This is a genomic window from Neobacillus sp. SuZ13 (genome assembly GCF_030123365.1).
GTDB lineage: Bacteria > Bacillota > Bacilli > Bacillales > Cytobacillaceae > Neobacillus.
Window position 1 is genome coordinate 3,740,616 of record NZ_CP126107.1, and the last position, 13,266, is coordinate 3,753,881.

The following is a 13,266-nucleotide window of genomic DNA, read 5'->3' on the forward strand; positions in this document are numbered from 1 at the left end:
TATTAAGTATGTGTTATCACTGTCTCAAATCGGTTAGATAGCCTAAAGACTTTTTATGACTTAACACAATCTTCAATGCGTTCTAAAACAGTTTGATAACCATTACTTCCATAGTCTAATAGCTTCTTAACTCTTGTAATCGTAGTTGATGAGGCATTGGTTTCTATTTGAATATCCATATATGTATTGCCTTCCTTTAGTAATCTTGCCACTTCAAGCCTTTGCATAAAAGCCTTTACTTCATTCATCGTACATAAATCATCAAAAAATGCGGCACACTCTTCCTTTGATTGTAACGAAAGGATCGCATGTAATAGTTGATCAATCGGTTTCTGGGGTAATTTTTTTATATACATTTTCATGCCTCCACTGAATATCGAAATAATCATAAACAAATATATAATAGAAGAAACTAGGATTCTTATTCTTTTTATTATAGGGAGGGGCATTATCCTAAAGATATTTCCCCTTCCCGGCTTTGGTTAATCAATTACATCGACATACCACTTGTAAAAAAACTGTGGGTTCCTTATTATAGTAAAATTCTTAATTAAAAGACTTATCCATTGCGACTGTTCCTACCCCTCCCTTACCCTTTTGCACGATTTCACTTCACTATAACGGGATGATTCCAGTAATCACACCTACGATAATATAGATAAGCAAAATTCCTAAAGACCACTTGGCTGCATGCTTATGAAGATCCCCTAAATTGATCCCTGTTATGTTAATTAATAAATAAACAGACGCTACGAGTGGGCCCATAATACCAAATGGAGTTCCGAATAATGAAGCGGTTCCAATTTGTAACGAATCAATCCCGTAATTAGATGCTGTTTCAGCTAAGATTGGCAGAATACCAAAGTAAAATCCATCCGGACCGATTAAGAAAAGTGCCGGAGCACTTACAATTGCAGTAAATAATGCCATATAGGGCCCTAGACCATCAGGGATAATGGATACCAACGATTGGGCCATCGATTCAGAAATAGGCGTTCCTTTAAAGATTCCTGAAAAAATTCCTGCTGCCAGAACCACGACTACCACGGCTAATGCATTAGGGGCATGCGCTTCTAGGCGTTCACGCTGATTTTGAAGAGCCGGATAATTAATTAGTAAGGCTAGAGCCGTACCTAGGATAAAAAGGGTAGCTGGTGGCAGCCATTCTAGAACAATGGCAATCATTATTAAGCTGGAAAGAATAAGGTTGAACCAAATTAATTTCGGACGTTTCACATTTAAATTTTCAGGTGTGATGTTTTCTATTACAGCGCTTTCAATTGCTGCATCAATTATTCCAGCATCCGAAATAGAAATGGAATCGCTGCTTGTCCTTTTAAATCTTGCACGCTCTTTCAACCCGATAAAATAAGCGATAGCAATAACGAAAAGTAAACCTACAATCATTCCTGGTAACATTTTAAGATATAATTGATTAGGTTCAAGATGCAGTACACTAGCTACCCGGCCAGCAGGGCCTCCCCAAGGAACAAGTGTTGTAATCCCAATTTGCATGATCGTAATGGAAGCTAAAATAATCGGACTGATTCCAAGTTTCTTATATAATGGAAGAAAGGCGGTTACAACAATCATCATCGTTGTCGATCCATCACCATCAAATCCGATGATTCCCGCTAACACAGCCGTTCCCACGATGATTTTTAACGGATCCCCTTTCGCTAACTGAATGATTTTTGAAGTTAATGGATCAAACAATCCCGTGTCTAACATAATTCCAAAGTACATGATCGCAAATAATAATAGAATAGCAGTAGGTGCTACCTTTAGAATGCCTTCCATCATCAAATTGCCTAGTTCTGATCCATATCCTCCAATTAAACCATAAATGATCGGTACAATGGTTAAACCTAAAAACGGAGATACACGTTTTGTCAAAATCAAAAATAGAAAGGTAAAAATCATCAAAAACCCTAAAATAGACAACATATACTTCTTCCTCCCCAATGTTCGTTATAGTATGCGGTATCATTGGTGCCTGGAATTATTACTGCCATAAATTTTGTTTTAAAACCCATTCAATCCAAGGTTATAAGGCATGTTTTTTAACTATCATTCTCTTAAAAAACCAGACTATTTTTGTTTACAAAGTATATGACCGATGATTTCTTCGTTATGTTGTCCGAGATTAGGACCAATCCATTCAATACTTCCTGGAGTTTCTGATAATTTTGGAACAATACCAGGAACCAATACCTTTTCACCAGTTGGTATAGTAACCGTTTGAAGCATATCCCGCGCCTGGAACTGTTCATCATTCACAATATCTTCAATACTATAAATAGGTCCTACTGGTACACCTGCTTCATCCAGGATTCTTTGTACTTCTCTTTGCGTATGAAGTTTTGTCCACATCTCAATAATCTGATCCAATTGTTCCGCTTGTTGAGCTCTACCCTGATTATTTGAGAGATTGGGATCCTCAGCCAAGTCCGTTCGACCGATCGCCTCCATAAATCGTTTAAAAATGCCGTCGCTATTTGCTGCAATAACAATATACTTACCATCCGCACAAAGGTAAGTATTAGATGGAGCAATTCCTTCCAAGGTAGCACCTGTTCTCTCTCTTACAATACCTTTCAAATCATATTCCGGAAGTACCCCCTCAAGCAATGAGAAGACGGCTTCAGTAAGAGCAACATCAACACATTGGCCTCTTTTCAATGGATCTATATCTCTAGCTCTTAATGCCATTAATGTTCCATTCACGGCATAAAGACCTGCAATCGAATCCCCGATTGCCAATCCAACACGAACGGGCGGACGATCAGGAAAACCGGTTAAATAGCGAAGACCGCCCATTGATTCAGCCACACTGCCAAAACCTACTTTGTCACGATAAGGTCCGGTTTGACCATAACCAGAAATCCGGGTCATAATAATACTTGGATTTATTTTCTTTAAATCTTCATAACCAATTCCCCATTTTTCTAATGTTCCAGGACGAAAATTTTCAATCACTACATCGGCGTCTTTTACTAATTCCCGAACCATTTCCTGCCCTTCTGCTTCACGAAGGTTTAGGGTAATGGATTTTTTATTTCTTGCGTGAACATACCACCATAGTGAGGTACCTTTATGCATCACACGCCAATTCCTTATGGAATCGCCACTTTTTGGGTCCTCTACTTTTATCACTTCCGCACCAAATTCGCCAAAAATCTTTCCAGCAAAGGGTGCTGCCACAAAATTTCCTAATTCTAAAACTTTAATTCCATCTAATGGTTTTCTCATGGGATTTCCTCCATTTCATTTAATGCCTAAGTCGCTTTCGTTTAATTATCTGAATATTCAACCAATGTATGCAGTATCAAAGAAATTATCTCTTCCGCATCCTAAGCTTGGACAGTTTTTGTAAAAGCTTCTGCCTCTCTTACCACTTGAGAAAAAGAGTGGTCTAATTGCTTTAATCGTTCCAAATCCAGACCCGTATTAATATTTTGCAGTTCTAAAAATTCAACGACTCGGCTTGCCTGAACATTTCCTGGTGCACCAGGAGCATATGGACATCCTCCCAATCCGGCTTGGGCTACATCCACTAAATAAACACCTGCTTGTATACCAGCTAATACATTCGCTAAGCCGAATCCATATGTATCATGCAAGTGAAGTCCAATCGGGATATCGGGGAATTTCTCAGCTAAACGGCTGCAGTAGTCATATACCTGTCTTGGTGTTGCTTTACCGATTGTATCTCCAAGTCCTAATTCATCAACTCCATAACTGACAAGATTACTTGCAATCCTTTCTACTTCAGAATAAGGGACATGCCCCGCGAACGGACAGACAAATGCGGTTGAAATCGCCCCAATCACCCTTCTATCTTCCACTTTAGTTTTTTCTACTAAACTCTTAATTTCTTCTAAAGATTCATCGGAGCTTTTATTCAAATTTGCCTGGTTATGCTTCGTGCTAGCGGACAGGAAAAAAACCGCATTATCGATTTTAGATTGTAAAAATCTGTCTAACCCGCGTTGATTCGGAACAAGCGCTTCGTATTCAACTCCAGGTACCATTAGCAAGTTTTGGCCTAAAAGATCCGCATCTTGCATGGCAGGAACCCATTTTGGATGGACAAAGGACGTCACTTCTAGTCTTCTGAAACCTGCATCAATTAAATCTTTAATTTTATTAATCTTTTGATTGGTTTCTACAAACACTGGTTCATTTTGTAAACCGTCTCTTAATGAAACATCTCGTATTAGAATTTTTCCAGGAAAAATCACCTTAGAACCCCCATTCAAAAATTTTCTACAGAATTTTATAATGTATTGATCTCGTCACTCTGCCTATTTGAATACTCAGAAAGATAAAATTGAAAATCACGTTGAATATGTGCCTTCATTAATTCCTCTGCAGCTCTTCCGTTTCTTGTTTGAATTGCCTCCCACACTGCTTGGTGTTCCTTAGCACCATCCTCTAACCTCATCGGTATATTTAATACCGCATTTCGATAGAAAGACATTAGCGAGTTTAACTGATTCATCATTTTCATTAAGTAAGGGTTTTCACTTGCCTCCACAATAAAGAAGTGAAATTGTGTACTAAAATACTTTAATTTTTCAAGATCTTTCTTCTCCACCGCCAAGTTCATTTCTTCCATTACATTTTTTAAATGATTACGCTGCTTTTCATTCATCCGTATAGCGGCGTAATAAGCGGCAGTTGGTTCTAGACCTAACCGGCATTCATAGAGATAGTTGAAATCTGAAAACGTTGGCCGATATACCCTTACTCCCCCTCTTGGACTGACCGATACTAATCCATCACTATTTAACCGACGAATTGCCTCACGAATTGGACTTCTGCTGACCCCTGTTTCCTGAGAAACCTGTTCTTCAACAATTCGATGTCCAGGGGGTATGAATCCGTTTACAATCTTTTCATGTAAGTACTCATAAACGTGATTTTGAAGAGTTTTAGACTGATTGATTTTTGATTTCAACTTTACCACACCCGTAGTCTGAATTTTCAGATAATGTATGCAAAATAAACCTTTCCAACTCTTCGCATGCATTACTCTTAATAGTTTAATTATTTTTTATCCTATCATTCCTCCTAATTCTACTGTGATAATAGTGTTAAAGCAAGAAAAAAAGAAAAACCATTTCTGATTTTTCTAAATATTATAATCACTTTTTAAATTATGCAAACTTACACTTCAAAGCACCTTTGCATTAATGTGGTTTTACACTACTGCATTAAAGTTAATTAACTGAAGAATGTATACTAATTGGAACCATATTAAATTTACCGTGCTCATTGATCTCAATTTCAAGTAATCCATTCTTAGATAAATAAATGGCATAAGCGTTCTTCCCGACTTTTAAATTGTTAATTCGGCGTATTGCCGAGGAAAATTTTCGTATGTAGTATTTTATGTTTTTCTTGTTACTATCCACTTCCTTGATCAGGTAGTTCCTTAAAATCTCCATTTCGGTATTTGGAAATGTCTTATAAAAAAATTCAAGCAAATTTCCTGTTTGGAAATCATCATCAGAAGAGAAATAGGTAACACGAGGAATTCCATTAGCTGCAAAACCAGCCAAAATATAAACTGTTGCATAGTCCTGTTCTGGATGTAATGTTTTGAAAACATTCAAAGAGGCCAAAAATAATTTTTTTGCATGAGCTTCTATTTCTTCCAAAGAATTTGTTTTCCTTGCAAGTGTTTTAAGTTCTTCCAGGGGCAAATCTATGACATTTTTGACACCAGCAAAAGCAAATATTACTTTAGGATTTAACACAATAATTTTCTTTTCATCGTCACTAAATTTTTCCGTTCCCCTATAGGTAATTCTTTTATCAGCCATAATTAACACACTATCTTCAAACTTTTTCCCAATCAACGCAGTCATCCGATACTCCTTAAAAATAAAGAATGCCCTACAATCCATTTTCGTAGGGCTTTCCTTTTATTTTACCATAAATTTACTCGTTCTGAAGGGATAATGCTTTCTCGAATCCTACTTGCTTACTACCATTCCTTCCTTCATTTCAGTAACATATTGATTAATTTTTTCATAAAGTTTTTCCGGTTGATCAGTGACAATATTTTTTCCATCTACAAGCGCGAATGGTTCCATTAAACATTGTCCGCAATACAACAGGCATCTGTCTTCTATAACCTCCAAATCCCCGCATTCCCTTAATTTTTCTTTTGTTTCTTCAAGCTCATCTTCAAAATTACATGGACAAAATTTTACCTTAATGCTCACCTGTACCACTCCCTTTATTTGTTGCTCATATTTTATGGGAATATTTAAAAAATTCGCAAGAACTCACCGCAACGCACGCTAGCTTTAACGCGTTAAAATATTAATACTAAAAAGAAAAACCGCGTTAAATCCTATGTTTGCTCATGTTTTTTTTATGTATTATGATGTGTGACATTACAGGCAGTAAATTTCGAAAATTCTGTTTGTTATTTATAAAACACTTGAAGGAGCGATACAAATGGCTGAAAAAATGATGACAAAAACTAAAGTTAAAAAAGAAGAAGTATTTCCGGTCAAAAATGTTCATTACGTTGAAATTTATACAGGAAATGCAAAACAAGCGGCATATTATTACGCAAAAGCATTTGGCTTCAAACTTGTAGCTTACCGAGGATTGGAAACAGGCTGCCGAGATCGTGTTTCCTATGTTTTGGAGCAAGGGGCCATTCGCTTAATCTTAACAGGAACCTTATCGGATCAAACGGACATTGCCGCATTCATTAAAACCCATGGTGAAGGTGTGAAAGATATAGCCCTTCTGGTAAAAGACTTAGAAAAAACTTATGAGGGTGCGATTGAACGCGGTGGTATTGCCATTCGGGAGCCTTGGATAGAAGAAGACGAAAACGGCAAAGTGAAAAAGGCAATTCTTGGTACATATGGTGATACTATTCATACGCTTGTTGAACCTATCGATTATAAGGGTGTGTTTATGCCAGGGTTTGAAGCACGAGAAGATATATATGGAGCGAATCCTACGGGCTTAATTGGTGTCGACCATCTTGTTGGGAACGTTGAAGTAATGGAAGAATGGGTTAATTATTATGAAAAAGTTTTTGGCTTTAACGTTCTTAAGCATTTTGATGATGAAGATATCTCCACTGAATACTCTGCACTTATGTCAAAAGTAATGATGAATGGAACCGGACGCATTAAATTCCCAATTAATGAGCCGGCAGAAGGAAAACGCAAGTCTCAGATTCAAGAATACCTAGATTACTATAATGGACCAGGTGTTCAGCATCTTGCTCTATTAACCAATGACATCATTGGCACTGTTACAGCCCTTAGAGCAAACGGAGTGGAATTATTGTTTACTCCTGAGACCTATTACGAAGAACTCGCCAACCGTGTTGGGGAAATAGATGAGGATGTTAAAAAGTTACAGGAACTAAATATTCTTGTAGACCGAGATGATGAAGGTTATTTACTCCAAATTTTCACAAAACCACTTGTGGACAGACCAACCATGTTTATCGAAATTATTCAGCGAAAAGGTGCACTGGGTTTTGGGGATGGCAACTTTAAAGCTCTATTTGAATCCATTGAACGAGAACAGGAACTTCGCGGGAATATTTAATCGAATCGGGTCATGGCAGTTAGTTTCATAGCTGTCATGGCCTTATTCAAAGGAGGTGCTAGTGAAATGTTAACAAAAGTAAAGGTAAATTGGAAAGAGGATGCGGTCAGTCATTACATGACCGAACTGATCGATTATGCAGGTTTATTCCCACCTGCAGCACTTCCTCTTAAAGACGCGATCTTAAACTATCATTCTTACTTTCAAGAAGAGGATAGCTGGATGCTTGGAGCGTTTGTTATACCGGCTTCACGATTAGAAGAACTAGAACCCTTTAGAGATTTATTTAATGAACAGATGCCCCTTCGACTCTCTATTATTCTTTCCAAATCTGATGAGTTTAGCACAGATTTGGATGCTATTCAGCTTTTTACGGAAACCTACCAAACGGCAGGAATGATAGAGGCGATTGAAGTCTCGCCATCATTTCAATTGAGTTCTAGAATCTTCGAAAAGCTAGATCAATTAATATCGGGATATCGAATTTATAGTGAAATCGCAGGAACGAATGAACAGTTGCAATCCTCATTAAATAAAATCAAGAGGCTAAATCAAGACTCTTCACGCCCGATAGGGATTAAATTTCGTATGGGAGGAATTTCGGCAAATTTGTTTCCATCTGCGAAAAAAGCAGCGTACGTCATTCATGAATGTAAGAGACTAGGATTTTCACTTAAATTTACAGCTGGTCTCCACCACCCAATTCGTCAATACCGAAAAGAAGTAGAGACCATCATGCATGGATTCGTTAACGTTTTTACTGCATCGATTATGGCTTATTGCCTCTCCATTACAGAAGAAACGATTGAAGCAATATTACTGGAAGATGACCCGAAAAATTTTATTTTTACTACAAATGAACTCAGCTGGCGGAATTTAACGGTCAGTTCTAAAGAGATTAACAAGGCACGTAATGTTTTTGCTCTTTCATACGGAAGCTGCAGTTTTGATGAACCAAGAGAAGAACTAGGAGAGCTTGTTTTATTTCAGAAGGAGGCAGTAAGATGAAAAAATCTTTTATTGAAGCAAAACCGGAATCACATTTCCCTATTCAAAATTTACCGTATGGCATATTCCAAGTAAATAGTGAAAGTCCGCGTGTTGGAACGGCTATTGGGGAGTATGTTCTTGATTTATCCCTAATTGAACAAGCCGGCTTATTAGATGGGACGGGTGTGGAGGGGAAAAATATTTTTTCAGCCCCTTCCCTCAATCCATTTATGGCACTTGGACGTTCAAGCTGGTCTGCCGTGAGGTCTAAACTTCAATATCTTTTAGATGAAAACACTCCAGTTTTACGTGATGATAAAAATCTTCGTGATCAAGCATTTCATCGAATCGAAAATGTAACCATGCTGCTTCCAGCGGAGATTGGCGATTATACTGATTTTTATGCTTCAAAGGAACATGCAACCAACGTGGGAACAATGTTTAGAAGTAAGGATAACGCTTTAATGCCAAATTGGACACACTTGCCCGTTGGCTATCATGGTCGAGCTAGTTCGATTGTTCCAAGCGGTACACCGGTTCGACGCCCTTTAGGTCAAAGAAAACCAAAGGATTCAGAATATCCCGCATTCGGCCCATGTACCCAGCTTGATTTTGAACTGGAAATAGGTTGGTTTATCGGCCCAGGCAACACTCTTGGTGAACCTATTCCTGTTCATCAGGCGGAAGACCATGTTTTTGGGCTCGTACTTGTGAATGATTGGAGTGCACGTGACATTCAAGCTTGGGAGTATCAGCCTCTGGGCCCCTTCCTTGCGAAAAATTTTGCCACTTCCATCTCGCCTTGGGTTGTACCGTTAGAAGCACTCGAACCTTTTCGCACGGCTGGACCCAAGCAAGACCCAGAGCCCTTTCCTTACCTGCAGCAAGGAAAAAATGGATCATTTAATATTAATCTAGAAGTTTATTTAACACCTGAAAATACAAATGAAGAAACTAGAATTACAAAAACCAATTTCAACTATATGTATTGGTCTATTGCCCAACAGGTTGCCCATCATACCATAACAGGATGTAACATCCGCCCTGGAGACATGCAGGCATCTGGAACGATCAGTGGTCCTAATCGAGAAGAACGCGGCAGTCTGCTTGAACTCTCCTGGTGTGGTTCACAACCGGTCCAATTAAACGGCGGCGGTGAGCGCAGCTGGATCGAAGACGGTGATACCTTGACCATTAGCGGCTGGTGCCAAGGAGATGGATATCGCATTGGTTTTGGTAAAGTAACCGGTCAGGTACTACCTGCACATTCTGAATCCAAAGTATTAGGCGATCAAGCTGCCGTAAAAATCTAAATATATAATTTTATAAAAAGGAGTTTAGAATATGGCATACTATGTAAAAATGGGCCGCATCCCCCATAAACGGCATACTCAATTTCGTCAAGAAGACGGAAGTCTCTATTATGAGCAATTAATGGGTACGAAAGGTTTCTCTAGCATCCAATCACTTATCTATCATATTAATCAGCCGACACAAGTTAAAAAAGCGGAAAAAATTTGTGATGTTCGTTATGAATTTGAGGAAAGAGGAGCCCTTAAACATCGTCATTTTCGTACTTGGAATACCGAAGTTGGCGGTGATTTTCTATCCGCTCGCAAAATTTTCATGGCAAACGATGATCTAGCGTTTGGCGTGGCACGCCCTAATCGCCAGATGGACTATTTTTACCGGAACGGCGAAGGCGATGAAATGTTATTTGTTCATGAAGGAACCGGTAAAGTTGAAAGTATTTTTGGGGAGTTAAGTTTTGGGCCCGGCGATTATCTGGTGATTCCTATTGGGACGACCTACCGTGTTGTTTTGGAATCAGAAGAAGCACGCTTTTTAGTTGTCGAATCCAATTCATCCATTGTAACTCCTAAGCGTTATCGAAATGAATTCGGTCAGCTTCTCGAACATTCTCCCTTCTGTGAGCGTGATATCCGGACACCGGAAAGATTAGAGCCTAAAAATGAAAAAGGTGAATTTGAAATTCGAGTCCGTGCACAAGGGATGATCACTTCCTATACATATGAATTCCATCCGCTTGATGCAGTTGGCTGGGATGGATATTTATACCCTTATGCATTCAGTATTCATGATTTTGAACCAATTACAGGCCGTGTTCATCAGCCGCCACCCGTCCACCAAACCTTTGAAGGGCATAATTTTGTCATCTGTTCATTTGTGCCCCGCTTATATGACTACCATCCCGAGGCCATTCCTGCTCCTTATGTACACAGCAATGTGGACAGTGATGAAGTACTCTATTATGTGGATGGGGACTTTATGAGCCGTCGCGGTGTGGAGGAAGGTTCCATTACCCTTCATCCTTGCGGACTGCCACATGGACCACACCCAGGCAAAATCGAAGAAAGTATCGGTAAAAAAGAGACACGCGAACTTGCAGTCATGATTGATACTTTCCGTCCACTCTATATTGTAAAGGATGCTCACCCTCTGGAAGTGGAGGATTATATGAGCAGCTGGCTGCCTAAATAATCTCATCAGATAAATTGGCATGAATGGTTTTCTTTTCTATGAATCTTAATTAGTTCTTATCCTTTCCCTGGCGCAAGCTCCCCCTTGCGCCATTAAAGTGCACACTTAAGTACCATTGATTAATAGATATTGATGTAAGAAGAGTAAAGAAAAGGCGGAAGAAAAATTTACCATTATAGCTAAAAAGGTATTATAATATAAATGATAAGAACAAAATTTTTTTCATATCAAAGGAGGTTTACATATGTCAAATAATGTACAACCAGGGGAATTTTATGTTGGAACTGTAAGCGAAAACTGGACCGAGGATGCCCTTTTTTACGAGTATAGTACGGCTGCTGATCCAATTGGCAGTGGGATTATTAGTCCGATACCTCCTAAAGAATTTGCACCTGAACTATATAATTCGGGGAAAACTCGGATTATATCACTGGACTTATCAAATGAGCTGAAAACCAAATATCCAGCAACGAGCCCATCCCTGCTTGCTCATTTTATCCGAATTAATGCAGGAGATTCAATTCCTACGCAACCAAATGCAACCAGCGAACTATACTATATTATTTCTGGGGTCGGGACAACTGAGGTCAATGGTCAAACAATCAGTTGGAAAAAAGGTGACTTTTTAACACTTCCAGCCGGATCAAGTAGTCGTCATTTTGCGTCTGAGGATTCCACCATTTATTATATTTTGGACACTCCACTCCTTGATTACTTGGGAGCTAAAGCGACAGAAGCACGTTTTAAGCCGACACTTTATACTGCGGAACAGGCGAAGGCAAAATTAGATGAGGTTGCTAATGCACCCGATGCACATTTAAAAAATCGTATCTCCATTCTATTAAATAATCAAAATTTCGAGCAAACTTTAACCATTACACATGTTTTATGGGCTATGTTCGGTATTGTTCCTGTAGGCTCAAACCAAGCGCCTCACAGTCATAAATCAGTTGCCCTTGACTTTGTTGCTTATGCTGCACCTGGGACCTATACATTAGTCGGGGATAAAGTAGACCCTATTACAAAACAAATCATTGATCCCATTCGGGTTGACTGGGTAACAGGAAAAGCCTTCGTTACCCCGCCAGGGCTGTGGCACTCTCATCATAATGAATCAGGGGAACCAGCATTCATCATCCCCATCCAAGATGCCGGTCTGCAAACCTACCTTCGTACATTGGATATTCAATTTACCCATTACGATGAGGAATAGAATTATTCAATAAAAGAGGAAAAACAGAATGAGAGTGGCTAAGTTTTGTGAGCGTAACATTAAAGTAACCGATGCGGACAAGGTCATTGACCTTCTTCGACTGCATTATCAAAATGATGTAGATGTTAGTATTGTAGACTGTTTTAGAAGGTGTTTAGAATGCAGGGTAAGACCGTTCTGCCGTATTCAATTAACAACCATCGAGGCTGATGATGCTGAAAGCTTGATAAATAAGATTCTTCAAACGGTTAAACCTACTTAATAAAGCCTAAAATCACACCCAAGTGAGGATTAAATCACTTGGGTCTTTTCACGTTGGAAAGTTCAGTAGTTTTGAATAAAAATGAAGATTGTAATAGTGAGGAAAAATGATGGATTTTATTTTATTGTAGTAACATGGAATATACGAATAAGAGCTTCATAATAGAATAGAATTAGGCTTTCAATTATACTCATGATAAGGATGTGAGAAAGAAGGACTATATATGCTATTTTATATGTTTGCAATTCTTGTGATTGTGATGGACCAGCTTTCTAAATATCTAATTCGGGCCTACATTGACATTAACCAGACATTTACATTAAGGGGAATTCCACTTACACATATCGAAAATAGCGGGATGGCAAGAGGTTTATTTCAAGGCTATGCACGGCTCTTTGGTGTTGCGGCTGTGCTGTTCGTGATAGGTGTTTATTATTTTCGCAGAACCGGAGATATGAAGGGTGCTCTCATTGATAGTAGTTTAGGATTCCTAGTCGGAGGAGCAATTGGAAATGGTATTGATCGACTTTTATTTGGGCAGGTGACGGATTTTATCATTCGTTCTGGTGGAATCCTTAACTTGGCCGATCATGCTATTGAGATTGGGGTGATCCTGCTTCTTATATATGGAGTCGTTAGCTGGTTGAAAAATAAACACTAGAGAGGACCAAAAGATAACTTGGTCCCCTCTCTATAATCAATA

The 13,266-nt window shown here is 38.8% G+C and carries 14 protein-coding genes; 7 read left to right on the forward strand and 7 right to left on the reverse strand.

The features are described from left to right. Positions 1 to 53 precede the first annotated feature (53 nt). The 7 genes from QNH17_RS18305 to QNH17_RS18335 all read right to left on the reverse strand — a co-directional run bounded on the left by QNH17_RS18305 (position 54) and on the right by QNH17_RS18335 (position 6,236). Positions 54 to 362, reverse strand: a complete 309-nt coding sequence (locus QNH17_RS18305) for a YerC/YecD family TrpR-related protein (protein ID WP_349632547.1) — start codon at positions 360 to 362, stop codon at positions 54 to 56. Positions 363 to 615: 253 nt separating this feature from the next. Then, complete coding sequence (locus tag QNH17_RS18310; RefSeq protein WP_283874146.1) at positions 616 to 1,947, reverse strand: CitMHS family transporter; 1,332 nt, start codon at positions 1,945 to 1,947, stop codon at positions 616 to 618. A 144-nt stretch (positions 1,948 to 2,091) separates the two neighbouring features. Further along, positions 2,092 to 3,252 (reverse strand): CaiB/BaiF CoA transferase family protein, encoded by a 1,161-nt coding sequence (locus tag QNH17_RS18315; RefSeq protein WP_283874149.1) that lies wholly within the window; start codon positions 3,250 to 3,252, stop codon positions 2,092 to 2,094. Between the two features lie 101 nt (positions 3,253 to 3,353). Then, the gene (locus QNH17_RS18320; RefSeq protein WP_283874152.1) at positions 3,354 to 4,244 is read right to left on the reverse strand and encodes a hydroxymethylglutaryl-CoA lyase; all 891 of its coding nucleotides are present in this window, start codon (positions 4,242 to 4,244) and stop codon (positions 3,354 to 3,356) included. Positions 4,245 to 4,279: 35 nt separating this feature from the next. Beyond that, positions 4,280 to 4,963: a GntR family transcriptional regulator gene (locus tag QNH17_RS18325; RefSeq protein ID WP_283874154.1), complete on the reverse strand. Its 684-nt coding sequence runs from the start codon at positions 4,961 to 4,963 to the stop codon at positions 4,280 to 4,282. Positions 4,964 to 5,225: 262 nt separating this feature from the next. Continuing rightward, positions 5,226 to 5,876: an Ntn hydrolase family protein gene (locus QNH17_RS18330; protein WP_283874156.1), complete on the reverse strand. Its 651-nt coding sequence runs from the start codon at positions 5,874 to 5,876 to the stop codon at positions 5,226 to 5,228. 108 nt (positions 5,877 to 5,984) lie between these two features. Then, positions 5,985 to 6,236, reverse strand: a complete 252-nt coding sequence (locus QNH17_RS18335) for a DUF1450 domain-containing protein (RefSeq protein WP_283874159.1) — start codon at positions 6,234 to 6,236, stop codon at positions 5,985 to 5,987. A gap of 238 nt (positions 6,237 to 6,474) precedes the next feature. Between QNH17_RS18335 and hppD the strand changes: the two genes are divergently transcribed. The 7 genes from hppD (at position 6,475) to lspA (ending at position 13,224) form a co-directional block, all read left to right on the forward strand. Further along, a complete protein-coding gene (gene hppD / locus QNH17_RS18340; protein ID WP_283874161.1) occupies positions 6,475 to 7,596 on the forward strand; it encodes a 4-hydroxyphenylpyruvate dioxygenase in 1,122 nt (373 codons plus the stop codon). A 66-nt stretch (positions 7,597 to 7,662) separates the two neighbouring features. Next, positions 7,663 to 8,604 (forward strand): hypothetical protein, encoded by a 942-nt coding sequence (locus QNH17_RS18345; RefSeq protein WP_283874163.1) that lies wholly within the window; start codon positions 7,663 to 7,665, stop codon positions 8,602 to 8,604. After that, positions 8,601 to 9,899 (forward strand): fumarylacetoacetase, encoded by a 1,299-nt coding sequence (gene fahA / locus QNH17_RS18350; protein WP_283874165.1) that lies wholly within the window; start codon positions 8,601 to 8,603, stop codon positions 9,897 to 9,899. The genes QNH17_RS18345 and fahA overlap by 4 nt, the downstream gene beginning before the upstream one ends. A gap of 31 nt (positions 9,900 to 9,930) precedes the next feature. After that, a complete protein-coding gene (locus QNH17_RS18355; protein ID WP_283874167.1) occupies positions 9,931 to 11,088 on the forward strand; it encodes a homogentisate 1,2-dioxygenase in 1,158 nt (385 codons plus the stop codon). Positions 11,089 to 11,332: 244 nt separating this feature from the next. After that, complete coding sequence (locus QNH17_RS18360; protein ID WP_283874168.1) at positions 11,333 to 12,301, forward strand: cupin domain-containing protein; 969 nt, start codon at positions 11,333 to 11,335, stop codon at positions 12,299 to 12,301. A 28-nt stretch (positions 12,302 to 12,329) separates the two neighbouring features. Then, positions 12,330 to 12,563, forward strand: coding sequence for a DUF1450 domain-containing protein (locus QNH17_RS18365; RefSeq protein WP_283874169.1), 234 nt, complete (start codon positions 12,330 to 12,332; stop codon positions 12,561 to 12,563). Between the two features lie 223 nt (positions 12,564 to 12,786). Continuing rightward, positions 12,787 to 13,224 carry a signal peptidase II gene (gene lspA, locus QNH17_RS18370; RefSeq protein ID WP_283874171.1) on the forward strand — a complete coding sequence of 146 codons (438 nt, stop codon included), beginning with the start codon at positions 12,787 to 12,789 and terminating at the stop codon, positions 13,222 to 13,224. The last annotated feature ends 42 nt before the right edge of the window (positions 13,225 to 13,266 follow it).